This window comes from Nocardioides marmoraquaticus (genome assembly GCF_054777915.1).
Genome location: NZ_BAAHAA010000006.1, coordinates 75,023 through 100,018, shown reverse-complemented (window position 1 = coordinate 100,018; position 24,996 = coordinate 75,023). Strand labels below are relative to the sequence as shown.

24 protein-coding genes are annotated in these 24,996 nt (G+C 73.0%); 15 read left to right on the top strand and 9 right to left on the bottom strand.

The genetic code is table 11. The features are described 5' to 3' along the window. Nucleotides 1-308: 308 nt before the first annotated feature. The gene (locus ACYU8I_RS06465; protein WP_460838684.1) at nucleotides 309-2,522 is read right to left on the bottom strand and encodes an RNA degradosome polyphosphate kinase; all 2,214 of its coding nucleotides are present in this window, start codon (nucleotides 2,520-2,522) and stop codon (nucleotides 309-311) included. Nucleotides 2,523-2,576: 54 nt separating this feature from the next. On the opposite strand from ACYU8I_RS06465, the gene ACYU8I_RS06460 reads away from it, so the two are divergent. Further along, nucleotides 2,577-3,635, top strand: coding sequence for an alpha/beta hydrolase (locus ACYU8I_RS06460; protein ID WP_460838682.1), 1,059 nt, complete (start codon nucleotides 2,577-2,579; stop codon nucleotides 3,633-3,635). Between the two features lie 5 nt (nucleotides 3,636-3,640). Here the strand turns inward: ACYU8I_RS06460 and ACYU8I_RS06455 are convergent, their stop codons facing one another. Both ACYU8I_RS06455 and rfbB read right to left on the bottom strand, forming a co-directional pair. Further along, entirely contained in the window at nucleotides 3,641-5,038 is a 1,398-nt protein-coding gene (locus ACYU8I_RS06455; protein WP_460838680.1) for a sugar nucleotide-binding protein, read from the bottom strand. Continuing rightward, entirely contained in the window at nucleotides 5,035-6,057 is a 1,023-nt protein-coding gene (gene rfbB, locus ACYU8I_RS06450) for a dTDP-glucose 4,6-dehydratase (protein WP_460838677.1), read from the bottom strand. The genes ACYU8I_RS06455 and rfbB overlap by 4 nt, the downstream gene beginning before the upstream one ends. A gap of 19 nt (nucleotides 6,058-6,076) precedes the next feature. Between rfbB and rfbA the strand changes: the two genes are divergently transcribed. Then, nucleotides 6,077-6,940 (top strand): glucose-1-phosphate thymidylyltransferase RfbA, encoded by an 864-nt coding sequence (rfbA, locus tag ACYU8I_RS06445; RefSeq protein WP_460838675.1) that lies wholly within the window; start codon nucleotides 6,077-6,079, stop codon nucleotides 6,938-6,940. Between the two features lie 142 nt (nucleotides 6,941-7,082). Beyond that, a complete protein-coding gene (locus ACYU8I_RS06440; protein ID WP_460838674.1) occupies nucleotides 7,083-8,060 on the top strand; it encodes a GNAT family N-acetyltransferase in 978 nt (325 codons plus the stop codon). A gap of 43 nt (nucleotides 8,061-8,103) precedes the next feature. Here the strand turns inward: ACYU8I_RS06440 and mshD are convergent, their stop codons facing one another. Both mshD and ACYU8I_RS06430 read right to left on the bottom strand, forming a co-directional pair. Continuing rightward, the gene (gene mshD, locus ACYU8I_RS06435; protein ID WP_460838672.1) at nucleotides 8,104-9,006 is read right to left on the bottom strand and encodes a mycothiol synthase; all 903 of its coding nucleotides are present in this window, start codon (nucleotides 9,004-9,006) and stop codon (nucleotides 8,104-8,106) included. Nucleotides 9,007-9,119: 113 nt separating this feature from the next. Next, nucleotides 9,120-9,836 (bottom strand): winged helix-turn-helix transcriptional regulator, encoded by a 717-nt coding sequence (locus tag ACYU8I_RS06430; RefSeq protein WP_460838670.1) that lies wholly within the window; start codon nucleotides 9,834-9,836, stop codon nucleotides 9,120-9,122. A gap of 73 nt (nucleotides 9,837-9,909) precedes the next feature. Between ACYU8I_RS06430 and ACYU8I_RS06425 the strand changes: the two genes are divergently transcribed. The 7 genes from ACYU8I_RS06425 (at nucleotide 9,910) to ACYU8I_RS06395 (ending at nucleotide 14,140) form a co-directional block, all read left to right on the top strand. Further along, on the top strand, nucleotides 9,910-10,206 hold the full coding sequence (locus ACYU8I_RS06425; protein ID WP_460838668.1) for a MoaD/ThiS family protein: 297 nt from the start codon (nucleotides 9,910-9,912) through the stop codon (nucleotides 10,204-10,206). Nucleotides 10,207-10,283: 77 nt separating this feature from the next. Further along, entirely contained in the window at nucleotides 10,284-11,102 is an 819-nt protein-coding gene (locus ACYU8I_RS06420; protein WP_460838666.1) for a fibronectin type III domain-containing protein, read from the top strand. 379 nt (nucleotides 11,103-11,481) lie between these two features. Beyond that, nucleotides 11,482-11,787, top strand: coding sequence for a TlpA family protein disulfide reductase (locus tag ACYU8I_RS06415; RefSeq protein ID WP_460838664.1), 306 nt, complete (start codon nucleotides 11,482-11,484; stop codon nucleotides 11,785-11,787). A gap of 232 nt (nucleotides 11,788-12,019) precedes the next feature. Continuing rightward, nucleotides 12,020-12,454: a DUF4395 domain-containing protein gene (locus tag ACYU8I_RS06410; RefSeq protein WP_460838662.1), complete on the top strand. Its 435-nt coding sequence runs from the start codon at nucleotides 12,020-12,022 to the stop codon at nucleotides 12,452-12,454. A gap of 42 nt (nucleotides 12,455-12,496) precedes the next feature. Continuing rightward, a complete protein-coding gene (locus ACYU8I_RS06405) occupies nucleotides 12,497-13,345 on the top strand; it encodes a sulfurtransferase (protein WP_460838660.1) in 849 nt (282 codons plus the stop codon). Further along, entirely contained in the window at nucleotides 13,345-13,641 is a 297-nt protein-coding gene (locus ACYU8I_RS06400; protein ID WP_460838657.1) for a DUF1416 domain-containing protein, read from the top strand. The genes ACYU8I_RS06405 and ACYU8I_RS06400 overlap by 1 nt, the downstream gene beginning before the upstream one ends. Further along, nucleotides 13,634-14,140 carry a VanZ family protein gene (locus ACYU8I_RS06395; RefSeq protein WP_460838849.1) on the top strand — a complete coding sequence of 169 codons (507 nt, stop codon included), beginning with the start codon at nucleotides 13,634-13,636 and terminating at the stop codon, nucleotides 14,138-14,140. Before ACYU8I_RS06400 ends, ACYU8I_RS06395 begins: the two co-directional genes overlap by 8 nt. On the opposite strand, the gene ACYU8I_RS06390 is transcribed toward ACYU8I_RS06395, so the two are convergent. Beyond that, entirely contained in the window at nucleotides 14,137-15,258 is a 1,122-nt protein-coding gene (locus tag ACYU8I_RS06390) for a glycosyltransferase family 4 protein (protein ID WP_460838655.1), read from the bottom strand. The genes ACYU8I_RS06395 and ACYU8I_RS06390 overlap by 4 nt on opposite strands. Nucleotides 15,259-15,394: 136 nt before the next feature. Between ACYU8I_RS06390 and ACYU8I_RS06385 the strand changes: the two genes are divergently transcribed. The 4 genes from ACYU8I_RS06385 (at nucleotide 15,395) to ACYU8I_RS06370 (ending at nucleotide 19,882) form a co-directional block, all read left to right on the top strand. Then, entirely contained in the window at nucleotides 15,395-16,282 is an 888-nt protein-coding gene (locus ACYU8I_RS06385) for a hypothetical protein (RefSeq protein ID WP_460838653.1), read from the top strand. Between the two features lie 74 nt (nucleotides 16,283-16,356). Beyond that, nucleotides 16,357-17,604, top strand: a complete 1,248-nt coding sequence (locus ACYU8I_RS06380) for a glycoside hydrolase family 16 protein (protein ID WP_460838651.1) — start codon at nucleotides 16,357-16,359, stop codon at nucleotides 17,602-17,604. Nucleotides 17,605-17,665: 61 nt separating this feature from the next. After that, nucleotides 17,666-18,550 (top strand): glycoside hydrolase family 16 protein, encoded by an 885-nt coding sequence (locus ACYU8I_RS06375; RefSeq protein WP_460838649.1) that lies wholly within the window; start codon nucleotides 17,666-17,668, stop codon nucleotides 18,548-18,550. Between the two features lie 84 nt (nucleotides 18,551-18,634). Beyond that, complete coding sequence (locus ACYU8I_RS06370) at nucleotides 18,635-19,882, top strand: O-antigen ligase family protein (RefSeq protein WP_460838647.1); 1,248 nt, start codon at nucleotides 18,635-18,637, stop codon at nucleotides 19,880-19,882. On the opposite strand, the gene ACYU8I_RS06365 is transcribed toward ACYU8I_RS06370, so the two are convergent. Both ACYU8I_RS06365 and ACYU8I_RS06360 read right to left on the bottom strand, forming a co-directional pair. Further along, nucleotides 19,838-20,980, bottom strand: coding sequence for a glycosyltransferase (locus ACYU8I_RS06365; protein ID WP_460838644.1), 1,143 nt, complete (start codon nucleotides 20,978-20,980; stop codon nucleotides 19,838-19,840). The two genes, ACYU8I_RS06370 and ACYU8I_RS06365, sit on opposite strands and share 45 nt — an antisense overlap. Beyond that, nucleotides 20,977-22,473, bottom strand: coding sequence for a lipopolysaccharide biosynthesis protein (locus tag ACYU8I_RS06360; protein ID WP_460838643.1), 1,497 nt, complete (start codon nucleotides 22,471-22,473; stop codon nucleotides 20,977-20,979). Before ACYU8I_RS06360 ends, ACYU8I_RS06365 begins: the two co-directional genes overlap by 4 nt. Before the next feature lie 192 nt (nucleotides 22,474-22,665). Between ACYU8I_RS06360 and ACYU8I_RS06355 the strand changes: the two genes are divergently transcribed. Further along, nucleotides 22,666-23,553, top strand: coding sequence for a lysophospholipid acyltransferase family protein (locus ACYU8I_RS06355; protein WP_460838641.1), 888 nt, complete (start codon nucleotides 22,666-22,668; stop codon nucleotides 23,551-23,553). Between the two features lie 24 nt (nucleotides 23,554-23,577). Here the strand turns inward: ACYU8I_RS06355 and ACYU8I_RS06350 are convergent, their stop codons facing one another. After that, nucleotides 23,578-24,975, bottom strand: coding sequence for a tyrosine-protein kinase domain-containing protein (locus tag ACYU8I_RS06350; RefSeq protein ID WP_460838640.1), 1,398 nt, complete (start codon nucleotides 24,973-24,975; stop codon nucleotides 23,578-23,580). Nucleotides 24,976-24,996: the final 21 nt, after the last annotated feature.

Sequence of the window (24,996 nt, the reverse complement as noted above, 5' to 3'; positions counted from 1 at the left end):
CCCCGCCGCAGGCCTGGTCGAGGCGTGCGCCGGCTTCGGTCCCTGAGGTCAGAGGCGAGCGAGCCACGGGGGCCGCCCCTTCGTGACGCCTCGCTCGTCCCTCGCGGGGCTCCTCAGGGAGCGGCTCGCGCTCCCGCTCCCTGAGGTGCGAGCGGAGCGAGTCACGCAGGGGCCCGCTCCCGCTCCCTGAGGTGCGAGCGGAGCGAGCCACGCAGGGGACCGCTCCCGCTCCCTGAGGTGCGAGCGGAGCGAGCCACGAAGGGCGCGCCCTCCCCGTCACCCCTCGACGAGTGGTAGCGGGGCGGCCCCTACTCCTTGGCACGCGCCCGACGGCGACGCTTGTGGATGCCGATCAGATGCTCCTGGAGGTTGCGGAGGGGGGAGCCGTCGTCGGCGCGGAGCTGGTGCCACTCGCCGTTGCTGTCGAGCTCCCAGCCCGCGGTCTCGGGGGCGAAGGCGAGGTCCAGCAGGTCGCCGACCTCGCGCACGGCCGCCTCCGACGGCAGCTTGACCAGCACCTCGACGCGGCGGTCGAGGTTGCGGTGCATCAGGTCGGCCGAGCCGATGTAGGCGACGGGGTCGCCGCCGTTGTCGAACCACATGATGCGGCTGTGCTCGAGGTAGCGCCCGAGCACCGAGCGCACGCGGACCGTCTCGGAGAGCCCCTCCACCCCGGGCCGTACGGCGCAGATCCCGCGGATGAGCAGGTCGACCGGCACGCCGGCGCGCGAGGCGAGGTAGAGCTCGTCGATGACGGCCTCGTCGACGATCGAGTTGGCCTTGAGCCGGATCCGGGCGGGGCGGCCGGCGCGGTGGTGCTCGACCTCGGCGCGGATCAGGTCGACGAGCCCGGAGCGCACGGAGTCGGGCGCGACCATGAGCTCGGCGTACTCGGCGTTGCGGCTGTAGCCGGAGAGGTTGTTGAAGAGGTGGGCGACGTCGTCGCTGATCGCCTCGTTGGTGGTGAGCAGCCCGAAGTCCTCGTAGAGGCGCGCGGTCTTGGGGTTGTAGTTGCCGGTGCCGATGTGGGTGTAGCGGCGGATGCCCTCGGGCTCGTCGCGCACCACCATCGACAGCTTGCAGTGGGTCTTCAGCCCGACCAGGCCGTAGACCACGTGGCAGCCGGCGTGCTCGAGCTTGCGGGCCCAGCGGATGTTGTTGGACTCGTCGAAGCGCGCCTTGATCTCGACGATCACCAGCACCTGCTTGCCGGCCTCGGCCGCGTCGACGAGGGCGTCGATGAGCGGCGAGTCGCCGGAGGTGCGGTAGAGCGTCTGCTTGATCGCGAGCACGTGCGGGTCGGCCGCGGCCTGCTCGATGAAGCGCTGCACCGAGGTGGAGAACGAGTCGTAGGGGTGGTGCAGCAGCACGTCGCTGCGGCGCATCGCCTTGAACACGTCGACCGGCGAGGCCGACTCGACGGGGGCGAGGAGGGAGTGGGTGGCGGGCAGGAAGTTGGGATACTTCAGGTCCTGCCGGTCGAGGTCGGCGATGCCGTGCAGGCCGCGCAGGTCGAGCGGGCCGGGGAGGCGGAAGACCTCCTGCTCGCTGACGCCCAGCTCGCTGGTGAGCAGCTCGAGCACGTGGGCGTCGATGTCCTCCTCGACCTCGAGGCGCACCGAGGGGCCGAAGCGGCGTCGCAGCAGCTCCTTCTCGAGTGCGGCGAGGAGGTTCTCGGCGTCGTCCTCCTCGACCTCGAGGTCCTCGTTGCGGGTGACGCGGAAGGTCGCGACGGACGTGATCTCCATGCCGGGGAAGAGCCGCTTGAGGTGCTCGCCGATGACGTCCTCGAGCGGCACGAACCGCTGGTTGCCTAGCGGCACGAAGCGGGTGAAGATCGGCGGCACCTTGACCCGAGCGAAGTGCTCCTTGTCGGTCTTCGGGTTGCGCACCAGCACCGCGAGGTTGAGCGAGAGCCCGGAGATGTAGGGGAACGGGTGGGCCGGGTCGACGGCCAGCGGCGTGAGCACCGGGAAGACGCGCTCCTTGAAGAGCTTCTTGCAGTGCTTCTGCTCGTCGCGGTCGAGGTCGGACCAGCGCACCAGCTCGATGCCCTCGCCGGCCAGCGCCGGCACGACCTGGTCGCGGAAGCAGTGCGCGTGGCGCGAGGCGAGCTCGTCGGTCACCTGCCAGATCTGCTCGAGCACCTCCCGCGGCATCAGCCCGGACGCCGCCTGCACGGCGACGCCGGCCGCGATGCGGCGCTTGAGGCCCGCCACGCGCACCATGAAGAACTCGTCGAGGTTGCTGGCCACGATCGCCAGGAAGCGCGCCCGCTCGAGCAGCGGCAGCGACTCGTCCTCGGCCAGCTCGAGCACGCGCTGGTTGAAGCGCAGCCACGACAGCTCGCGGTCGAGGAAGCGGTCGTCGAACTCGCCCTCGCCGAAGCCCTCCTGCTCGGGCACGTACGGCGGGTCGACGTCGAAGCTCTCGGCCGGCACCACGCGCAGGCTCGGGTCGCCCGGACCCTCGTCGGGGTTGGGGCCGGTGGCGGGCTGCAGGCTCTCGGACGTCTGCGACATGAGATAGATCATCCCACCGCCAGGTGAACAGTCGGAGGCCCTAGGTTGACCCGCATGGGTGAGCTCCGGCTGCGCGCCGAGATCTTCGTCATGTCCCTCGTGATGCGCCTGCCGCGCCCGCTCAAGCGGGTGCTCGCCGGCCGGCCCCGTCGCCTCGACGGGCTCGAGCTGCACCCCGACGTGCAGCTGATGCTCCGGCTGCAGAAGCTCAGCGGCCAGCCCGACATGGCCACGCTGCCCCTGCCGCAAGCACGCACGGCGATGGTCAACGGCGCCCGCACCGTCGGTGGCCGGCCGCCCGTGGCGGCGTACCGCGACCTCCAGGTCGACGGCGCCAGCGGCCCGCTCCGCGCCCGTCTCTACACCCCGGCCGCCTGCCTCGGCCGCGACGCGTCGCCCACCGCGCTCTACCTGCACGGCGGCGGCTGGGCCCTCGGCGACCTCGAGAGCCACGACTCGGCCTGCCGGGTGATGGCCGAGGCGAGCGGCGTGCAGCTGCTGTCGGTCGAGTACCGCCTCGCCCCCGAGGACCCCTACCCGGCCGGCCTCGACGACGCGCGGGCGGCGTACCGCTGGCTCGTCGAGCACCACGCCTCCGTTGGGGCCGACCCCGACCTGCTCGCGGTCTCGGGCGACTCCGCCGGCGGCTGGCTGGCGACCAACGTCGCCGTCACCGCCGCCGAGGAGGGACTGCCACTGGCGCTGCAGCACCTGATCTACCCCGGCGTCGACACCGACCCGGGCACCCGCAGCCGCGAGCTGTTCGCGCCCGAGGGGCTGATCCTGACCCAGGAGTTCCTCGACCTCGCGATGCGCTCCCACTTCACCGGCACCGACCCCGACGACCCGGTGATCTCCCCGCTGCGGCGCACCGACTGGCCCGACGGCCTCGCCCCCGCCGTCGTGATCACCGCTGGCTTCGACCCGCTGCGCGACGAGGGCGAGGCGTACGCCGACCTGCTGCGGCGCCAGGGCGTCGAGGTGGAGGCGGTGCGCTTCCCGACCCTCATCCACGGCTTCCTGCACATGACCGACCTCGGCGGCGACGTCCCCCGCGAGGTCGCCACCGTCGGGCGCCTGCTCCGCGAGGGCCTCGGCCTGCCCCCGCTCTGACCTGGCTAGACGCGCGGCAGGTCGTCGAGGTACGCCGCGAGCGACTCGCGCCAGTCGGGCGGGGCGAACCCGGTCGACCGGAGCTTGTCGAGGCGGAGGAAGCTGTGGGTCGGGCGGGGCGCGAGCTGTCTGCCCGCGCCGTACTCGGCGGCCGTGGTGCCGGTGACGTCGTCGGCCGCGCGACCGCGGGCGGCGTACACCCGTCGGGCGACGTCGGCCCAGGTGCTCGACGGCCCGTCGCCGGTGACGTTGTAGGTGCCGTGCGCCGCGCCGGTCGTGACCAGGTGCGCGGCGGCGTCGGCCAGCTCGTCGGCGAAGGTGAGCCGACCGTGCTGGTCGTCGACGACCGTCGGCGACACCCCGGTGTCCGCGAGCCGGGCCATGGTGCGCACGAAGTTGCCTCCGTCGCCGACCACCCAGCTGGTCCGCAGCAGGTAGTGACGCTCGAGCGTGGCGACCAGGGCGTCCCCGGCGGCCTTGCTCTGCCCGTAGACGCCGAGCGGGGCCACGGGCTCGTCCTCGTCGTGCTCCTCGAGCGTGCCGTCGAGGACGTAGTCGGTGGAGACCGCGACGAGCGTGAGGCGGTGACGGCGGCAGAGCTCGACCACCCGGCCGACCGCCGTGCAGTTGACGGCCCAGGCCGCTCGACGGCCGTCGGGGGTCTCGGCAGCGTCGACGGCGGTGTGCGCAGCGGCGAGGTAGACGACGTCGACGGCCGACCAGTCGGCCGCCGCCTCCAGGTCGCCGGTCACCAGGTCGACGTCGGTGCGGGTGAGGGCGAGGGCGTCCGAGAGCCGGGCCACGAGGGCCCGGCCCAGCTGACCGCCGGCTCCGAGCACGACCGGCCGTGGGGAGGGGAACGGCGTCACGTCGGCCAGCCGGGGGTGGGTCCGGTCGGCCTCGGACAGCTCGGCCTCGTCGAGGGGGATCGGCCAGTCGATCGCGGCTGTCTCGTCGGCCAGGTTGAGGAAGGTGTACGACGCCCGGGCGGCCGGCGACCAGTGGGCGTTGACGAGGTAGGTGTAGGCCGTGGCGGGCTCGAGCGTCTGGTAGGAGTTGCCGACGCCGCGGGGCACGAAGACCGCGGTGTCGGGCCCCATCTCGACGGTGACGGTCGCGCCCAGGGTGGGCCCCTCGCGCAGGTCGACCCAGGCGCCGAAGATGCGGCCGCTGGCGACGGCGACGTACTTGTCCCACGGCTCGGCGTGGATGCCGCGGGTGGTGCCGACCGCGTCGTTGAACGACACGTTGTTCTGGACCGGTCCGAGGTCGGGGAGGCCCAGCGCGACCATCTTGGCGCGCTGCCAGTTCTCCTTGAACCAGCCCCGGTTGTCGCCGTGCACGGGGAGTCGCACGACGAGCAGGCCGGGGATCGCGGTGGGCTCGACGGCGAGGTCGGTCACTGGCCGGCCCTGGCGTACTTCGCCTCGGTGGCCTCCTTGTGGGGACGCCACCACGCCTCGTGGTCGCGGTACCAGGCCACCGTGCGCTCGAGCCCGTCGGCGAAGGAGGTGAACCGCGGCTCCCAGCCCAGCTCGGTGCGCAGCCGGGTGGAGTCGATCGCGTAGCGCAGGTCGTGGCCGGCGCGGTCGGTGACGAGGTCGTAGTCGTCGGCCGGACGGCCGAAGATCGTCAGCAGCTGCTCGACGACCTCGCGGTTGGACTTCTCGCCGTCGGCGCCGACGAGGTAGGTCTCGCCGATCTCGCCGGCCTCGATGATGCGCAGCACGGCAGCGGAGTGGTCGTCGGCGTGGATCCAGTCACGAACGTTGGCGCCGGCGCCGTACAGCCGCGGGCGGACGCCGTCGACCAGGTTCGTGATCTGGCGGGGGATGAACTTCTCGACGTGCTGCCACGGGCCGTAGTTGTTGGAGCAGTTGCTGATGGTGGCGCGGACGCCGAAGGACCGCACCCACGCCCGCACCAGCAGGTCGGAGGCGGCCTTGGTCGAGGAGTACGGCGAGGAGGGGTTGTACGGCGTCGCCTCGGTGAAGCGCTCGGGGTCGTCGAGCTCGAGGTCGCCGTAGACCTCGTCGGTCGAGACGTGGTGCATGCGGGTGCCGTGCCGACGGGCGGCCTCGAGCAGCTGGTAGGTGCCGACGACGTTGGTCTGCACGAACGGGGAGGGGTCGCTCAGGGAGTTGTCGTTGTGCGACTCGGCGGCGTAGTGGACCAGCACGCCGTCGTCGCCGAGCGCGCCCACGAGCCGGTCGGTGAGCTCGGCGTCGGCGATGTCGCCCTCGACCAGCTCCACCCGGTCGGTGGGGAGGTCGGCGAGGGTCGCCCGGTCACCCGCGTAGGTGAGCTTGTCGAGGACCGTCACGTGGGCGTCGGTGTGCTCGACGAGGTGACGCACGAAGTTGGAGCCGATGAAGCCGGCTCCGCCCGTGACCAGGAACGATCGGCTGTCGGCAGGGGGCACGGGCGATACCTTAGGCGTCATGCGGGGGATCATCCTGGCCGGCGGCACGGGTTCGAGACTGCACCCGATCACCCTGGGCGTGAGCAAGCAGCTGGTGCCCGTCTACGACAAGCCGATGATCTACTACCCGCTCTCGACGCTCGTCCTCGCCGGCATCCGCGACATCCTCGTGATCACGACGCCGCACGACGCGGAAGCCTTCCGGCGGCTCCTCGGCGACGGCTCGCAGTTCGGCATCTCGCTGACCTACACCGTGCAGCCCAGCCCAGACGGGTTGGCACAGGCGTTCGTGCTCGGTGCGGACCACGTCGGCTCCGAGCCCGTGGGCCTCGTGCTGGGCGACAACATCTTCCACGGCCCGGGTCTCGGCACCCGCCTGCGGCGCTTCGCCGACGTCGACGGCGGGGCCGTCTTCGGCTACCGCGTGGCCAACCCGCAGGACTACGGCGTGGTCGAGTTCGACGACACCGGACGTGCCGTGTCGCTCGAGGAGAAGCCGCAGCGTCCGCGCAGCCGCTACGCCGTCCCGGGCCTCTACTTCTACTCCAACGACGTGGTCGCGATGGCCGGCGCCCTGCAGCCCTCGGCCCGCGGCGAGCTCGAGATCACCGACCTCAACCGGCAGTACCTCGAGCAGGGACGGCTCCAGGTCGAGGTGCTCCCGCGCGGCACCGCCTGGCTCGACACCGGCACGTTCGAGTCGCTCCTCGACGCGGGCAACTTCGTCGCCACGATCGAGCACCGCCAGGACTCCAAGATCGGCTGTCCGGAGGAGGTCGCCTGGCGGATGGGTTTCCTCGACGACGCCGAGCTGGCGGCGCGCGCAGAGCCGTTGGTCAAGAGCGGCTACGGGCGCTACCTGCTCGGGCTGCTCGACGAGTAGTGCCCACCAGGACCAGGGCACCCCGGGTGCCGAGCCCGGGCACCACGTCCGTCGGGAGGTACCGATGACGGACGAGCGGCCCGCGGACCTGCCAGGTGCCTCAGGGGGCGGGAAGGACGGTGTCCTGCAGCTACGGCGCTGCGTGGATCGCGAGCAGTGGGACTCGGCCGTCGCGTCGGTGCCCGACGCGCTCTTCTTCCACTCCTGGGACTGGCTCGACCTGCAGGAGCGCCTCCTCGGCGTCCGGTCCCTGCGTCTGGTGGTCCTGCGCGACGGCGACCCGGTCGGCGTCGTCCCCGTCTTCCGGCGGCGTCCCTGGTCGCTGGTCAGCCACAGCCCACCTGACGTCTTCTTCGGCCCCGCCGTGCCCGACGACATGGTCAGTGCGGTGCGACCGCTGCTGCGCCGCGAACGGCTGCGGCGCGGCCTGCTGGTCCACCGCTTCGACCTGACCCCGCGACTCGTGGCGCCGTGGGAGCCGGAGCTCCGGCGCGAAGGCGCCTCCCTGCACGACCTGCGCACCGTGGTGGTCGACCTCGAGGGGATCGGTTCGGTCGACGACCTGCGTGCCAGCTACTCGCGCAACCACCGCCGCTCGGTGAAGCACGCCCTCGAGCGCGACGGGTGCTCGGTGCGCGACGCTCGGGCGGGGGAGGTGGCCGAGCTCCTGCCCGAGCTCCTGCACGAGTCCTCGACCCGGCACGGACGGCCCTTCCCGTACGCCGCGGAGGTCGGGTCCGTGGTGGAGGAGTGGGCGCGGGGTCGTGACGACGTCGGGCTGCTCGCTGCCGACGTCCGGGGCGAGCTCGCGGGGGTCATCGTGGTCCTCGGGGGTGGACGCACCGCCATCGGGTGGGTCGGTGGGTGCCTGCTGCGCCATCGCGACGTCGGCGTCAACGTGCTGCTGCACCACCACGCGATCGCGTGGGCCCTGGAGCGGGGTCACGCCAGGGTCGACCTCTGCGGCGGCATCGGCGACAAGGGCAACCTGAAGTTCAAGCTGGCCTTCGGGGGCGTCGTGTGCCGCGGTCTCCACGTCACCTCCGCGGCCGTGCCACCGGGCCTGCAGTCGCGCGTGGTCAGGCTCAAACGACGGCTCTCGTCGAGCGAGAAGGACTGACCCGTCCGGACCCGCGCGTCGTCGGGCCACCCGACGACGGGCGTCAGCGCGAGACGACCCCGCGGTACTGCGCCTCGACGCGATCGATCTCGAAGCCGAGGCCTGAGTAGAGGGCGACGGCGGGCTCGTTGTCGGCGTCGACGTAGAGCAGCACGCTGTCGTAGGAGTCGGCGAGGTGGTGCAGGCCAGCGACGGTGAGGAGCTTGCCGAGGCCGCGACCGGCGGCGCGGGGGTTGACGGCCACCACGTAGACCTCGCCGTACGGCGGGTCCTCGTCGCGGTGGCCCTTGGTCCAGTGGAACCCGAGCAGCGGCGGGCCGTCGGTGCCGGGGGCAGGTACGGCGAGCAGCAGCCCTGCGGGGTCGAACCAGTCCTCGTCGGCGCGCTCGCAGAAGTCCTCGACCGTCATGTGGCCCTGCTCGGGATGGTGGGCGAAGGCGCTGGCGTTGACCGCGACGACGTCGTCCTGGTCGCCGGGCTCGAAGCCGCGCACCACGACGCCGTCGGCGGTGGGCACGGGCGGCAGGTCGGTGAGCGCACGGCGCATGATCCGCAGCTCGCGCTCGCGGGGCAGGCCGACGTGGCGGGCGAGACCGGCGGCGCCGGGGTGGTCGGCGTGCGACCACGCCTCGACGCGGGTGCCGTCGGGCAGGCCGGCGTCGGCGAGCGCCCGGCCCACGCCGCGGCGCCGGGCGTCGGGGTGCACCGCCAGGTCGACGAGGTGCTCGCCGTGGCGGAGCAGGAAGCCGACCGCCTCGCCGGCCTCGTGGGCGACGTACAGCTCGGCGCCGCGCAGGCCGCGGTACTTCAGCTGCAAGCAGGCCTGCTCGTTGAGCGTGGTCACGCCCTCGTGGGCGGTGGCGGCCCGGGCCACGCGACGCACGTCGGCGGCGGCCCCGGTCTCGGCGGCCCAGTCGTAGTCCTCCAAGCGCGTGATGTCGACCATCCCCGAAGACTAAGGGTGCGGCGGCTCAGCTCTCGTAGGTGCGTCCGCCCGGCCCGACCTGGCCCTCGCCCACGACGATCGAGACCGTCCTGCGCAGCGATGCGAGCGCTGTGTCAGGCGTCGGCGCGGGTGCGCTCCTCGGCGGTCTCTCGGGGCGGCACGACGAAGCGGTAGCCGACGTTGCGGACCGTGCCGATGAGCGCCTCGTGCTCGGGGCCGAGCTTGGCGCGGAGGCGACGCACGTGGACGTCGACGGTGCGGGTGCCCCCGAAGTAGTCGTAGCCCCAGACCTCCTGCAGCAGCTGGTCGCGGGTGAAGACGCGGCCAGGGTGTTGGGCGAGGTACTTGAGCAGCTCGAACTCCTTGAAGGTCAGGTCGAGCACGCGCCCGCCGAGCTTGGCGGTGTACGTCGCCTCGTCGACGGTGACCTCGCCGGAGCGGATGACGTGGGCGTCGGGGCCGTCGTCGTCGGAGGCGGCTGCCAGCCGGGCGATGGCGAGCCGGATGCGGGCGTCGATCTCGGCGGGGCCGGCGGAGTCGAGCACGACGTCGTCCATGCCCCAGTCGTGGGCCGCGACGGCGAGCCCGCCCTCGGTGACGACGAGCAGCACCGGCTGCTGCGAGCCGGTCGTGCGGACCAGCCGGCACAGGTCCCGAGCCTGGGCGAGCTCACGGCGGCCGTCGACGAGCAGCACGTCGTGGTCGGGGGCCTCGAGCAGGGCGCTGCCCTCGGCGGGAAGCACCCGCACCGGGTGGGCGAGCAGGGCGAGCCCAGGCAGGACGTCGGCCGACGGCTGCATCGACTTGGTCAGCAACAGCACCGTGGTCATGGCTGCTCCCCGGATGGGTGCGGGTGGCCCGTCTACGCTGACGGGACCGTCCGGACGAGCAGCAAGGATAGCCGTGGTCGACCGCGAGCAGCCCCAGGTCAGCGCCGAGGGCTCCGTCACGCTGCGCTACTGGGCGTCCGCGCGCGCGGCCGCCGGGGTCGACTCCGAGGTGTTCTCGGTGAGCGGGCCGATCCCCCTCTCCGACCTGCTGCGCCGCGCCACGCAGCCGCGCGACCGCCGGTTCGCCGACGTCGTCGGTTGCTGCTCGGTCATGGTCGGCGACCGGCCCGTCACGACCGAGGACCCGGCCGGCGTACTGGTCCAGCCCGGTGCCACGGTCGAGCTGCTGCCGCCCTTCGCCGGAGGCTGATCCCCCTCCTCGGCCCGGTGTCTCGCCAGGTGTGCACCGAGTGGGCATGGAGGGCGCACACGGGGTAGCCATGGCCCGTGCAGCACCGAGCGCGTCGTCCGAGCCCTGCCGTCGATGAGGTCGCCGGTGAGGTCGCCGGTGGGTCACGGCTCGAGCAGCTGCTGCCCGGGGCGTTGGTCCTGGTCGCGGCGGGCACCGTGGCCTCGGTCGGGCTGATGGTGGCCGCCGCCGGTACCGAGCCGGTCGTCCCCGTCGACCGCGAGGCCGCGCGGCTGGTGGAGGCCGCCCGTGCGCCGTCTGCGCCGTCGCGCCCCCTCGCGCCGCTGGCGCCGTCCGACCTGCGGGCCGACCCGCGTGCCACCTCCGTCGGGCTGACCTGGACGGCACCCCTGGTCGACGCGACGGGTCGACGTGCGGAGCAGTTCGAGCTCGCGGTCGACCCCGACGGCACCGACTGGGTCTCCCTCGACGCCACGTCAGAGGGGGGCGGCCGCTGGACCGCGGTGGTCGGCGACCTCGTCGCCGGCGAGGAGGTGCGGGTCGCCGTGCGCGCGGTCGAGGACGATCTCGACGGGGTCCCGGCGACGGTGGAGGCGGCTCCGGTCGGGCCGCCCGGCCGGGTGCGAGACGTCCGAGTGGCCGTCCGAGGCGGTGCGGTGACGCTGCGCTGGGCCGCTCCCCGCGCCGACGGGGGTGCGCCGGTACGCCGCTACGTCGTCACCGCGCCGTACGGCAACGGCGGCTGCAGCACGCAGCGCACCAGCTGCACCGTGCGCGGCGTCGACCTCCGGCGCGCCTTGCGCTTCGCCGTCCGCGCCGACAACGCGACCGCCGGGCTGGCCGACTCCGGCCTCGGGCCGGTCGCACGGAGCCGCACGCTCGGCCCGCGCCGGTGACCGCTCGACCTCGTGCGGGAAGCAACGACGGTCCGTCGCCGTTGGGTCCGTGATGAGCACCGGAGCCTGGGTCCTGGTCGTCGCCGTCGTGGTGGCGGTGGGCTTGGGCGTGCTCCGGCGTCGGACCGACGGCCGCTTCCGCGCTGCCGCGCGCTCGTCGCTCGAGCCCCGTCCGTCGTCGGTCGAGCCTGTCGAGAACCAGGCCCTTCGAGACGGTCGCAGAGCGACCTCCTCAGGGGGCACGGAGACGGGAGCGACCTCCTCAGGGAGCAGGGAGACGGGAGCGGCGACCTCAGGGGGCACGGAGACGGGAGCGACGCCCTCGGGGCACAGGGATTCGGGAGCGACGTCCTCGGGGAGCGGGCAGGCAGTCGTCGGCGTGCTCGCAGGCACGCCCTTCGCCGACGAGCTGGGGGAGCGGGCGACGTTGCTGCAGTTCTCGTCGGCGTTCTGCGCCCCGTGCCGGGCGACACGACGGGTGCTCGGCGAGGTGGTCGAGGTGGTGCCGGGCGTGGTCCACGTCGAGGTCGACGCCGAGCAGCACCTCGACCTCGTACGTCGCCTCGCCGTGCGGCGCACCCCGACGACGCTCGTGCTCGACGCCACCGGCCGAGAGGTCACCCGCGCCGCCGGCGCGCCCACCCGGCAGCAGGTCATGACCGCGCTCGCGGCGGCGCTCCCATGACCGACCGCGTCTCGACATGCGGATACGCCGTCCGCGGAGCGAGACGGAGGAGGCCTCGCGGCCCACACCTCCCTAGTCTCGGACCCGTGCTCACGACGCTGCTGACCAAGCGCCGCGCGGTCGACCACTGCCGCGTGCGCTCGTCGCTGTGTCGACCCTCCTGACCGACGCTCGCTGAGGCGCCGCCGTCGGTCCGCCGTCCTGTCCACCGACGCGCGCCCCGAGGAGGGCCATGAGCACCACCCAGCTGGACCCCCGTGGTCCCCAGCTCAACGCGATCCTGACCAGCGTGGTCCTCGCGCTCGTCCTGCTGACCGCGCCGTCGGCCTTCGCCGTCGTGCTGCTGGCCGGCCAGGCCGTGCTCTTCGCGACCGGCGCCGCGCTCGGCGTGCAGCGCACCCCGGCGGCGTACCTCTTCAGGCACGTCGTCCGGCCGCGGCTGTCGGCGCCGAGCCACCTCGAGGACCCCGAGCCGCCGCGCTTCGCGCAGGCCGTCGGGCTGGTCTTCGCGCTGCTCGGCCTGCTGGGCTTCCTGGCGGGCTCGACGCTGCTCGGCACGGTCGCCGTCGGCGCTGCGCTGGTCGCCGCCCTGCTCAACGCCGTGTTCGGCCTGTGCCTGGGCTGCGAGCTCTACCTGGTGACCAAGCGCGTCACCGCCCGCACCTGACACCACCCACCACCCCGAGAACGTCAACACAAGGAGAAACGCATGAGCCGCGAGAACGCACTCGTCAGCGTCGACTGGGTCGAGGAGCACCTCGACGACGACAGCGTCGTGCTGGTCGAGGTCGACGAGGACACCACGTCCTACGACAAGGGCCACATCCGCACCGCCATCAAGCTCGACTGGACGACCGACCTGCAGGACCAGGTGCGTCGTGACTTCCTGGACAAGGAGCAGTTCGAGGCGCTGCTGAGCGAGCGCGGCATCGGCAACGACCACACCGTGGTGCTTTACGGCGGCAACAACAACTGGTTCGCCGCCTACGCCTACTGGTACTTCAAGCTCTACGGCCACTCCGACGTGCGCCTGATGGACGGCGGCCGCAAGAAGTGGGAGCTCGACTCCCGCGAGCTCGTCTCCGAGGTCCCGAGCCGCGAGAAGACGTCCTACACCGCGCAGGCGCAGGACCACTCCATCCGCGCCTTCCGCGACGACACCGTCGCCGCGATCGGCAAGCAGAACCTCATCGACGTGCGCAGCCCCGACGAGTACGCCGGTCGCCTCCTCGCCCCGGCTCACCTCCCGCAGGAGCAGGCCCAGCGCGCCGGCCACGTGCCGACCTCGCTCAACGTGCCGTGGAGCAAGAACTGCAACGACGACGGCACCTTCAAGTCCGACGACGACCTCAAGGCGCTCTACGCCGAGGTCGGCATCGACGACTCGAAGGACACCATCGCGCTGTGCCGCATCGGTGAGCGCTCGTCGCTGACCTGGTTCGTGCTGCGCGAGCTCCTCGGCCACGAGAACGTCAAGAACTACGACGGCTCCTGGACCGAGTACGGCTCCCTCGTCGGCGTCCCGATCGCGCTCGGCGACGAGCCGGGTGACGCCTGATGTGCGGCGCCACCGAGGGTGGCCTGTCGCTCGACGGCATCGACGTCGCCAAGGAGGCGATCATCCAGGGTCGCGTGACCCGCGGTGACGAGCCGGTGGGCAACGCCTACGTGCGCCTGCTCGACCGCTCCGGCGAGTTCACTGCCGAGGTCCCGACCTCGGCGACCGGCCACTTCCGGTTCTTCGCCGGCAACGGCGACTGGACGCTGCGGACGCTCGCGCCCAAGGCCGACCCGGTCGACACCAAGGTGACCGCCCGCAAGGGCAGCGTCGCCGAGGTCGCCGTCGCTGTCTGAACCACACGACCCCGCCCAGGAGGGGACGGGCCGGAGCAACCGCTCCCTGAGGAAGGACGAGGTCCTCTCTCGAAGGGCCCGTCCCCTCCTCGTCGTCTACCTGCTGGTCGTCGCCCTCGCGGTCCTGACCCCGGCCGCACGTCTGCAGACCAGGCTCGTCATCGCCTTCACCGACGTGGCGGTCCTCTGCGGCGTGCCGCCGACGCTGCTCACCTACGACCGCGCCGAGGTGGTCGCCAACGTGCTGCTGGTCGTGCCGGTCGGGCTGCTCGGCGTGGCCGCCCTTCGTCGCAGCCGCTGGCAGGACTGGGCGGTGTACGGCTTCGTCGGCGCGCTCACCGTGGAGCTCGGCCAGGGCCTGCTGCTCCCCGACCGGTCGGCCTCGGGTGTCGACGTCGTCGCGAACACCCTCGGCATGCTCCTGGGTGCTCTGGCGGCAGATCTGCTGGGCGGTCGGGGCCGCCGGCGGGCCGCCGTCGAGCGTGCCTCCCGGTCCTAGCGGCGCAGCTCCTCGACGTGGTCGACCAGCAGGCGGGCGCTCTGGGCCCAGTTCGCGTCGCGGAGGAACGTCGCCCGGGCGGCGGCCACCTGCCGGTCGTAGTCAGCGCACGACTGCTGGACGGCGTCGGCGATCCGGACCGGTGACGCGTCGCGGTCGACCAGGACGCCCTGGTCGGTGATGCGCTCGGTGATCCCGTTGACAGCGGTCACGACCACCGGCAAGGAGTAGGCGTGGGCCTCGGACAGGGCGATGCAGAACGGGTCGTACTGCGTCGGGAGCACGAACACGTCGGCCTCGCGGTAGAGCCGGTCGCGCAGCTCGCGCCCGTCGGTCGTCCGGGTGTCGACGAAGCCGTGGTAGGTCACCCAGGGGCGCTCCCAGCCCTCCTCGGGAGGGAGCGCGCCTGCGACGTCGAGGTGCACGTCGACGCCCCGGCGGCTCAGCTCGTCGGCGGCGAGCACGGCCCGGTCGAGGCCCTTGCGGTGCCACTGCACCCCGACCGCCAGCAGGCGGACCGACCGGCCGTCGGGCGCGCTCCGGTCCACCTCGCCGGGGTCGGTGACGTTGGCGCCGAACGGGACGTGCCGCACGCGGTCTCGGTCCATCCCGGCCGTCTCGACGAGGCCGTCGGCGGCCCACCGTGACGACATGAACGCCCCGGAGAGCGATGCCAGCGCGAGGCGCTCGGTGGTGACGGCCCGGCGGCGGGTGCGACGGGAGATGTGCGACCAGAAGGGGGAGTTGTCGAGCCGCGCCGCCATGTGGGCGTCGCCGTAGTAGAAGACGGGCGGCAGCTCGGTGCGCGCACCCAGCAGCGGGTACCAGCCCATCGTCACGACGGCGTCGACGGGTCGATGACGCAGTGCCGCCGCCAGTCGTCCGCCCATGTATCGCAGGGCCAGGGGCTCGACCTCCCAGTTGGTGCGCCGCCCGAGCCGGCCCGTCACGCCGGCCCACCGTTGCAGCCCCCACCGGGGCAGGCCGCCGAGCGGGCCGACGGGCACGACGTCGATCCCGAGCCCCTCCAGTGCGGCGATGAGGTTGGCCGGAGTGCCGGACCACGATCCCGCGTCGGCGGGGTCGTCGCGGTCGGTGCAGATGGCGAGGGTCGTCACGCGGCTTCCCCATGGCTGGCAGGACGAGGGCGGGGCCGATCCTGTCACGCGGGCGCCGCCGGGCCCGGCGCGGCTGGTGTAATGAGACCGGCCTCCGCCCCAGGGCCGGGGGTGGTCGACGACGAGGAGGAGCCGGGTGCAGCCTGTGCCGCGTCGAGCCACCGGCGTCCTGCGCCGGTACGCCGCGGCGGCGGGCCGCGAGGTGCGGGCGATCGCGGCCGAGCGTCGTGCCGCCCTGCCGCTGCGCGGGTCGCACCGGTGCACCGGGCTCCGCACCGACCCGTTGGTGGCCCTGACGTCCTACCCGCCGCGGATGGGAAGGGTCCACCTGACGCTGCGTTCCCTGCTGCGCCAGTCGCGCCCGCCCGGCACGGTGGTGCTGGTGCTGGCCGAGGAGGAGTTTCCCGGCCGTGCGCTCCCGCGGAAGATCCGGCGCCTCGCCTCGCGGGGCGTCGAGGTCAGGTGGACGGCGGACAACCTGCGCAGCTTCAAGAAGCTGGTTCCCCTGCTCCACGAGCTGTCGGAGCGGGTCGTGGTCACGGTCGACGACGACGTCGTCTACCCGCACGCCTGGCTCGAGGAGCTCTGGGCCGCCCATCTGCGTGCGCCGACCACGGTCTGGGGGACCCGGGGGCGCGAGATCGTCGTGCGCGACGGCCGGCTGCAGCCCTACGGGACCTGGCCGTTCGCGGGCCCTTCGACCAGCTCCGACCTCACCCTGCTGACGGGGATGGGAGGCATCCTCTACCCGCCCGGCTCGCTGCCGACGGAGACCAGCGACGTCGGGGCGGCGATGCGGTTGTGCCCTCGCGCCGACGACGTCTGGTTCAAGGCGTGCGCGGCTGCAGCGGGCACCGAGGTGCGCCAGGTGGGGTCGGAACCGCTCGACCTCCCGACGCGCTGGCGCGGGCAGCGCAGCGGCCTGACGGCGACCAACCTCCACGGCGGGGAGAACGACCGTCAGCTCCGCGAGACGCTCGCCCACTTCGGGCTGCTCGAGCGGTGGGGTATTCGATACTCCTAAAACGGACATAAGCACTTAAAAACCGTGATTCGATATGACCTCGCCCGCCCCCCGCGCTTCCCGAGGTCACGTCGATGTCGTCCGTCCGCCTGTCGCTCCGTGCCGCGCTGCTCGCCACGCTCACGCTGCTCGTCGCCACGACCATGTGGCTGCCGACCGGCAGCGCGACCGCGGCGGTGTCGTCGCGGGTCGGCGCCGCCCGGGTCGTCGCGAGCCTGGTACCCGTCGCCGACCAGGTGTACGTCGCACGCGTCGAGGTGCGCGCCATCCGCAGGTCGACGACCGCTCGCGTCACGCTGCAGCACGTGGTCGGCGGGGCCGTCGTGGGCTCGAAGACCCTGTCCGTGCGGGCGAGGCGTGCCGCATGGCGCTCCGGGTCGGTCTCGCTGCGGACGCTCGACGGTGGCGGCGTCCTGCGGGTCCTGGCCCGGTCGACCGGCGGCTCCCGCAAGCCCGTGCGTGTGTCGAGCGTCCTGCGACCGCTGGCCCAGCCCGTCGTGACCGCCCCGCGACCCACGACGCCGGCTCCCACGACGCCGGCTCCCACGACGCCGGCTCCCACGACGCCGGCTCCCACGACGCCGGAGGTGGCGCCGGAGACGGCGCCGGCCGGCTGGCGGGTGGACATGGTCGAGGACTTCGACAGCCTCGCACCGAAGCGCTGGAGCATCGCCGACGGGTGGGGCGCGGCCAACGAGTCGAGCTGGCTGCGCGCCGCCAACGTGTCGACCGTCGACGGGATCCTCCGGGTCCAGGGGAGGCACGAGTCGGCAGGCGGGCGGGACTACACCTCCGGGCGGCTCGACACCAACGGCAAGTACGCCCTGCCCAACTACTTCCGCGCCGAGGTCCGGGCGAAGGTGCCGTACCAGCGGGGCTTGTGGTCAGCGCCGCTGTGGTTCCGTCCGACGAACGGGCAGATGGGGGAGATCGACCTGGTGGAGACCTACGGCAGCGAGACCCGCTGGCCGACCGTCCACCAGACCATCCACTCGGCGTACGGGGCCGACCACAAGTTCGTCAGCACCAAGACGCTGTTCTCGAGGATCGGGCCCCAGGCGCCGACCGCCTGGCACACCTACACGATCGAGAAGAAGCCGGGCAGCATCAAGATGTGGGTCGACGGCGTCCCCACCGCCACCTTCACGCCCGCCTCGGCCTCCTGGTTCCACGAGTACTACGAGTCCGGCAAGCAGTGGAACCTCCGTGTCAACATGCAGATCGGGGGCAGCTACGGCCTGCCCGACGCGACGACCGACTGGTCCGGCGACAACAGCGTGATGCAGCTCGACTACATCAAGACCTGGGTCCCGGCCTCCTGAGCCGCGCACGGCCGCGCCAGGCTCGTGACCCGTCTGGGTCCCGGTCCGTAGCCTGGCGCGCATGGGCTCTCGCATCGACGGGCACCTCGCCGTCGGGGCGCTCGAGGACGAGGGCCGGGTGCCGTTCGGTCGGCAGCGGCGCGGTCCGGCGGCCAGGCGCACGGTGACGGTGCTGCTGGTCCTCGCCCTCGCGGTTGGGGTCGCCGTCTGGGTCGGCCGGGACACGCCCCGGGCGCTGCAGTGGCGCCTCGACATGGTCGAGGACTTCGACCGGGTCGCCGACGACCGGTGGAGCATCGCCGACGGGTGGGGTGCCGCCAACGAGGCCAGCTGGCTCCAGCGCGACAACGTCAGCGTGGTCGACGGCGCCCTGCGTGTCCAGGCGCTGCCGGAGGAGGCGGGCGGCCGGTCCTACACCTCGGGCCGGCTCGACACCAACGGCAAGTACGCGCTGCCCGACACCTTCCGGGTCGAGGTCCGCGCCAGGGTCCCCTACCAGCAGGGCCTGTGGGCCGCGCCCCTGTGGCTGCGCCCGGTCGACGGGCAGATGGGAGAGATCGACCTGGTCGAGACCTACGGCGCGGAGCGGGAGGACCCCACGGTCCACCAGACGATCCACTCGGCCTACGGCGTCGACCACGACTACGTGAGCCGACGAACGCGGTTCGCCGAGATCGGCGACACGGCGGCGACGGACTGGCACACCTACACGGTCGAGAAGGTGCCCGGCAGCATCACGATGTGGGTGGACGGCACGCGCACGGCTCGCTTCACCGCCGAGGACGCCGCGTGGTACGACGAGTACTACGAGGCCGGGATGGCGTGGAACCTCCGGGTCAACCTCCAGGTCGGAGGCAGCTACGGCGAGCCGGACGCCGGCACGGTGTGGTCGGGGGACGCCGCCGTGATGCAGCTCGACCGGATCCGCACGTGGGTCCCGGGCTGACGCGACCGGCACGCGGTCGGGGCGGCCGACCGGGTGCCCGACCCGGCATACTCTCGGCTGACCCCACGACAGGAGGGCCGACGGATGGGCACGGGCTTCTCCGAGACGCTCCCGGCTGCTGACCGGCGCCGTGCCGTCGTCGCCACGGTGATGTGGGTGAGCCTCGTGCTCGGGGTCACGATCGGCCGGGCGGTCCCGGCCCTCCCCGGCGTCGCCGAGCTGGGGTTCCGCGCCGTCGGCGTCCTGGCCGCGGCCTACGTCGTCGGCGTCCAGGTCCGCGGATCGACCGGGTCGCGGGTGCCACCGTCGCTGCTGCTCGGCTTCGTCGCCGTGCCTGCCGTGGGTGCCGTGCTCGCGCTGGCCCGGCTCGAGCCCGGCGACGCCGTCAACCACCTGGCCAGCGTCCTGGCGCTCGTGGCGGCGAGCAGGCTGCCCGCGTCGCTGCTGGCGGTCTCGCTGCGGCGCGCCCTGGTCGTGATCGTCGGCGCCTCGCTCGCACTGGGGCTGGTCTACCCGGACGTGGTGAGCACCAACGAGCGGGCCTTCCTGCGACCGGTCTACGACGGGCGGCTCGTCGGCCTGCTGGGTTCGGCCAACGTGCTCGGCACCGTAGGCGTCCTGCTGGTGGTGGTCGCGGTGCTCGCCTCGGCGGGGCGGCAGCGCTGGGCGGCGGTCGCGCTCGCCCTGCTGGGCATCCTCGCCTCGAGCAGCCAGACCTCGATGGCCGTGGCCGCTCTTGTCCTCCTTCTCGCCGGCGTCCTGCGCGTGCGCCGAGCCGGCGCCGGCGCACCGATGCTCGCCGCCGCCGCCTTCGCGTCCGCGGCGGGGGTCGTCGCGGCAGCGATGTGGCTCAACGCTCCAGGGGGTCGTGACGTCGCCGGGATGCTCTCGGGGATCACCTTCTCCCGTCGGACCGCCGTGTGGGAGGTCGTTCTCCAACAGGACGTGCCGTTCCTGGGTGTCGGGCAGTCAGAGATCCAGCGGCTCTTCGAGACGACCGAGATCCAGGGGGCCATCGGCATCTCCAGCGTGCACAACGGCGTGCTCGACGCGTGGCTGCGCGACGGCATCCCCGGGCTCGTCGCGCTGGCGGCCTCGCTGGCGGCGATGGTCGCCACCGCCTGGCGAGCCCGGGCCGATCTCGTGCTGCTCCCGGGCGCCGTCCTGGTGGTCGTCGGTGCCCTCGAGGTGTTCCCGACGCACGTGCCTTACTTCGCCATGATCTACGCCCTGGTCCTGGTCGCCCTCGACCGTTCCGGCGCCGCGGTGCTGGGACGTGGGGCCGCGTCAGCGGGGCGGCGGCTGCCAGGTCTGGTACGTCCTGCCGCGTAGGGCCTGCCAGACGCCGAGGTTGGTCGCCACCAGCGCCGCGACGACCTCGCGCCCCTGCTGCCAGAGCCGCGGACGGCCCAGGCGGGTCCCGAGCGCGAGCGCGACTACCACCACCAGCGCGAGCGCGAGCCCGAGCGGTGGCAGCAGGAGCCCGGCGAGGAGCACGGTCGCGACCGCACAGGTGAGCAGCGAGGTCGCCGCGTGCCAGCGCAGCACCTTGTGCGAGACGTACTTGTAGCGGTCGAGCCCCGAGAGACGCCGTAATCCCGGACGCAGGTGGCGGTGGGTGTGGAAGGCGCGTGCGGCGATGCGGACCTTGCGCCGGAACTCCTCGTCGGAGGCGGTGACCAGTGACTCGCGCGCGAGTGCACCCGGGTCGCGCACGAGCCGTCGTCCGGCGAACAGGACGTTCATCGAGACGGTGAAGTCGTCCTGCACCGTGTCCGGGAAGTCGGGGTACAGCGCGGTGCGCACCGAGAAGATCGAGCCGTCGGCGCCCATGACGTTGCCGGTGCGCGACTCCCAGGCCTTCGTCGACTCCTCGAGGCGCCAGTACAGGCCCCCGACGGTCTCGGTCGACGTGGCGTCCGCCGAGCTGGTGTAGACGAGGCGTCCGCAGACGCCGCCGACCTCGGGGTCGCGGTAGGTGGCGGCGAGGGCTTCCAGCGCAGCCGGGTCGAGGGTGACGTTGGCGTCGGTGAAGACGAGGACCTCCCCGCTCGCCTGGGCGGCGAGCACCTTCATGCCGTGGGCCTTGCCGGTCCGCCCGGCACCACGCACGACCCGCACGAGGTCGGGGCGCGCGGCAAGGGCCTCGTAGGTGCCGTCACCTGACGCGTCGTCGTAGGCGAGGACCTCCAGGCGGGGGTGCGCAGCGTGCAGCAGCTCGAGGTTGGCGAGCTTGTCGTGGATGCAGGCGATCTCGTCGTAGGCGCAGATCAGCAGGCTGAAGCGAGGGCCGTCGCCGTCGGCGGCCTGCGTGGAGACGGGTCGGCGCGGCAGCACTCGGAGCGAGAGGGGGTAGAGCACGAAGGGGTGGAGGAAGGCGAGCCCGGACACCACGGCGACGACTCCCACGAGCGCGGCAGCGGTGCTCACGCGGCGCTCCGTCCGTCGGGACGGCCGCCGATGACCGCCCGGACCACGTCACGGTGCCGGGCCAGCACGAGGGCGGTCACAACCGCGCCGCCGACGAGGACCGCGGTCGTCATCACCACCCAGTCGATCGAGGACGTGCCGTCGTGGGTGGTGGTCAGCATGACGGCCAGGACGCCGAGCACGGCGGCGTTGGTGACGAGCAGGTCGCGCAGGTCGACGATGCGGTGCCGTCCTCCTCGCAGGACGACCGTCATCACCAGGCAGCTGACCGCCGGGTAGACGTAGATCGAGAGCGCAGCCGCCGTGGCCCCGAGGCTCCCCACGAGCACGACGAACTGCAGGTAGCTGGCGGCCAGCCCCACGACCACGGTGGCGAGCAGCGCGGCGCGGCGGTCGGTGGTCCGCAGGTTGTGCACCATGAGCGACATCGGGCTGCGCAGCAGGATCCCCGCGAGCCCGATGGCCGCGATGCCGGCGGTGTCGGCGTACGCCGGTGGCGCGAGCGCTCTGAAGACGGGGTCCATCAGCGCGATGCCCACGATGGCGCCGCACGCGGCGATACCGCCGAACAACGAGGTCAGTCGTCTCAGGCCCGCCACGCCGGCGTCGTCTCCGGTGACGCAGAACCGGTAGTACTTCGGGGTGACGTACTGCTCGAACGCCTCCGTGACCGGCGAGACCACCTGGGCGAAGGCGCTGGAGAAGGTGTACCGGGCGGTCTCCTGCACCGCGGAGGTCAGCTGGAGCAGGGGGCGCAGCGAGAGCAGCTGGGCCCACCGGGCCAGGGACTCGGGGACCACCGGCAGGCCGAGGGCCATGATGCGTCGGGCGGTCTCGCGCGGCAGCCGTGCGAAGGGCACGCGGGGTCGCCCGCGCCCCAGGCTGGCGACGACGATCGAGACCAGGAAGCCGGTGGGGGCGGCAGCGACGGCGCCCGCGGCTCCCAGGTGGAGCACGAAGACGTAGACCACGCCCGCGACCACCTGCACGGCCGCCGGCACGAGCTTGGTCGCGGCGAACCGGGTGTGGTGGTCGCGCACCCGGTGGACGCCGCCCGCCAGCGTGTTGCCCCGCTGCAGGAAGGCGAAGGCGAGCACGAGCACGAGACCCGGCCACAGCGACAGGCCGGACCCGAAGAGCGACTCCCAGAACACTGCGAGCACCAGCGCCAGCGGGACCATGACGACGAGCGAGACCAGCCGCGACAGCACGACCACGGTCTTGAGGAAGCCCGCCTTGTCCTCGTCGCGCTGCTCGAAGTACGTGATGCCGAGACCGTCGAGCACCCCGGCGTCGCTGAGGATGCCGAGCAGCTGCGCGAGCGACACGGCGATGCCGTACGCCGCGAGCTCCGCCGGCGAGAGCTCGAAGGCGTAGACGGGCAGCAGGAGGAAGGCCGCGAAACGTGGGGCGGCGGCCCCCACGAGGTAGAGCGCCGCCAGGGCCGGCGTGCGGGCCCTCCCGCTGGTGACCCGTTGCCGGATGCGTCGCACTCGGTCTCCTCGTCGGCAGCGCAGGACGGCCTCAGCGTACGCAGTCCGGCAGCGGCCGGACGCCCTGCCCACCAGGCGACCCGGGCCCGGCCGTGACAGGCGACGCGGACGGTCGTTGGTGGGGACGGGAGGAGCCACCAGCATGGGTGGCTCCGTCTGCCTGCCCACTGCCCGCACCGCCCTGGGAGACCCGTGATCGACGACGTCCCTGTGTTCGCCACCGCTGCCGATCGGCGCCGCTTCGAGGCAGCGCTGAGGGCCCGGGAGCTCCTGCCCGCGGCTGCGCTCCCGACCCTGGTGCGCGCCAGGTCGGCGATCGGACGCCGACGACGGGGTCGCCGCGACATCGCCGAGCGCAACGCGCGCGTCGTGCTGGGCGACCAGGCCTCGGCCGAGGAGGTCGAAGCGCTGGTGGGCCCGCTGCTGCTGCACGCGGCCTGGCGTCAGGAGGCCTACCGGCGTCCGGCCCTGCTCACCCACCAGGAGGTGGACGGCGTCGAGCACCTCCGGGACGCGCTGGCTCTGGGGCGGGGGTGCGTGATGAGCTTCTTCCACCACGGCGACTACATCGGGTCGGGCCCGTCGCTCGCCCGGTTGGGCGTGGCGACCGAGTCGGTGGGCATCTCCGACTGCTTCGACCCCGCGGCCGACCGCAACACCAAGTTCGCGGTGCACACGATGACGTCGGTCCCCGGGTCGACGCTGATCGACGTCGCAGGCGGTTCGCGACTGATCCGCGAGCGGCTGGTGGCGGGCAAGGCGGTCATGGTGGCGATCGACCTCGCCGGGCACACGCCCGCTCACCTGTTCGGTCGCGAGCTGCATCTGTCCTCGGGCGCGCTGCGCGTCGCGCACGAGCTCGGCAGCCCGGTGGTGGTGATGACGTCGCGCCGCCCCGGGCGTCCGCTGCAGGCCGGCACCACGGTGCTCTCCGCGCCGCTCGACCCGCTCGACCACCCCGAGGTGGAGACGCTGCACGCCGAGGTGGTCCGACGTCTCGAGGCGGGCGCGCTCGCCTGGCCGGAGGCCATGCACCAGCCGGACCGGTTGCTCGGCCAGGGGATCACCCGCTCCCGTTGACGACCGACAGTCGCGGGCGGCCGCTCAGCGAGCGGAGCGCTTGCCGACGTCGTCCGCGAGGGTCGCCGCCGACGGGGCGTAGCCGTAGCTGTAGGCGTCGGCGGCACCGCTGCGGTCCCTCTTGCGGACCATGTTGAACACCACGCCGACGGGCCGGGCGTCGACGGCGGTCAGTCGCGCGACCGCCGCCGTGACCTCGTCGCGTGTCGTCTCGCCGTGCCGGAGCACGAGCACCGCGCCGTCCGACTGAGCGCTGAGCAGGGCTGCGTCGGTGACGGGCAGCAGCGGGGGAGCGTCGACGACGACGACGTCGTAGGCAGCCCTCGCCTCCTCCAGCAGGCGCTGCATGGCCTCAGACTGCAGCAGCGCGACCGGGTTCGGGGGGATCCGCCCGGAGGCCAGCACGTCGACACCGGAGGCGGCGTGCTGCTGGACGGCCTCGGGCAGCGACACCGCGCCGAGGAGCACGCTGGTCAGGCCCACGGCCTGCTCGACCCCGACCAACCTGGCGATCTGCGGGCGGCGCAGGTCACCGTCGACCAGGAGCACCCGCTTGCCGCTCGCGGACAGCGCCGCGGCCGCGTTCAGCGCCGTCGTCGACTTGCCCTCGGCCGCCACGCTGCTGGTCACGACCAGCACGGTCGACGTCCGGTCGACGTCCGCGAAGGCGAGGTTGGTCGCGAGCACTCGGAAGGCCTCGGCGCGCGGGGCGTGCGTGGGGAGGTCGGTCATGACCGGGTGGGCGGCGACGTCGGAGGAGTAGGCGATCGAGCCGAGCAGCGGGAGCTCCGCCAGCGCGGGGGTGTCGTCGAGGCTGCGCACCCCGAAGTCACGCAACGCACGGACGACGGCAAGGCCGAGGCCGACGAGCAGCCCGACGACAAGCCCCAGCCCGACGTTGAGCACCGGCTGCGGGGAGCTCGCCTCCTGGGGGGCCCGAGGGGCGTCGAAGACGCTCACGACCAGCAGGGGACGGTCGGCCCCGGGCGGCGTCTCGAGGCGGTCGACCGCGGCCTCGAGCTGGGTGAGCACCTCCTGGTTGATCTGCTGGGCCCTCGCGCGGTCAGGGTCCGTGACCTCGATGCGCAGCACGACCGTCTCCGGTACGACGGTGGCCTCGACGCGGCTGGCGAGCTCCTGCGGGGTCTCGTCGAGCCCCAGGCTGTCGATGACCTCCTGGGCCAGGTCGAGCCCCTCGACGACGTCGGCGTACGACGCTGCGCGCTGCTGGGCGAGCTCTGCGCCCGCCACAGCGGTCGAGGCGTCGCGGGGCGTGGTCGAGACGAACACCCCGGAGGTGGAGGTGTACTGCGGGGTGATCTGCGACGTGACCCCGAAGGCCACGGCCCCGCCCAGCAACGTCGCGACGACGATGAGCAGCCAGCTGCGACGGAAGGCGCCGACGTAGTCCTGCAGGTCCATTCCTCGTCCTTCGATCGCTCG

What these genes read in the sequence shown, in the direction of transcription:
- ACYU8I_RS06375 (WP_460838649.1), top strand. Translation starts at nt 17,666, where the DNA reads ATGGGCTCTCGCATCGACGGGCACCTCGCCGTCGGGGCGCTCGAGGAC.
- ACYU8I_RS06465 (WP_460838684.1), bottom strand. Translation starts at nt 2,522, where the DNA reads ATGTCGCAGACGTCCGAGAGCCTGCAGCCCGCCACCGGCCCCAACCCC.
- ACYU8I_RS06350 (WP_460838640.1), bottom strand. Translation starts at nt 24,975, where the DNA reads ATGGACCTGCAGGACTACGTCGGCGCCTTCCGTCGCAGCTGGCTGCTC.
- ACYU8I_RS06400 (WP_460838657.1), top strand. Translation starts at nt 13,345, where the DNA reads ATGTGCGGCGCCACCGAGGGTGGCCTGTCGCTCGACGGCATCGACGTC.
- rfbA (WP_460838675.1), top strand. Translation starts at nt 6,077, where the DNA reads ATGCGGGGGATCATCCTGGCCGGCGGCACGGGTTCGAGACTGCACCCG.
- mshD (WP_460838672.1), bottom strand. Translation starts at nt 9,006, where the DNA reads ATGGTCGACATCACGCGCTTGGAGGACTACGACTGGGCCGCCGAGACC.
- ACYU8I_RS06370 (WP_460838647.1), top strand. Translation starts at nt 18,635, where the DNA reads ATGGGCACGGGCTTCTCCGAGACGCTCCCGGCTGCTGACCGGCGCCGT.
- ACYU8I_RS06430 (WP_460838670.1), bottom strand. Translation starts at nt 9,836, where the DNA reads ATGACCACGGTGCTGTTGCTGACCAAGTCGATGCAGCCGTCGGCCGAC.
- ACYU8I_RS06410 (WP_460838662.1), top strand. Translation starts at nt 12,020, where the DNA reads ATGAGCACCACCCAGCTGGACCCCCGTGGTCCCCAGCTCAACGCGATC.
- ACYU8I_RS06460 (WP_460838682.1), top strand. Translation starts at nt 2,577, where the DNA reads ATGGGTGAGCTCCGGCTGCGCGCCGAGATCTTCGTCATGTCCCTCGTG.
- ACYU8I_RS06405 (WP_460838660.1), top strand. Translation starts at nt 12,497, where the DNA reads ATGAGCCGCGAGAACGCACTCGTCAGCGTCGACTGGGTCGAGGAGCAC.
- ACYU8I_RS06380 (WP_460838651.1), top strand. Translation starts at nt 16,357, where the DNA reads ATGTCGTCCGTCCGCCTGTCGCTCCGTGCCGCGCTGCTCGCCACGCTC.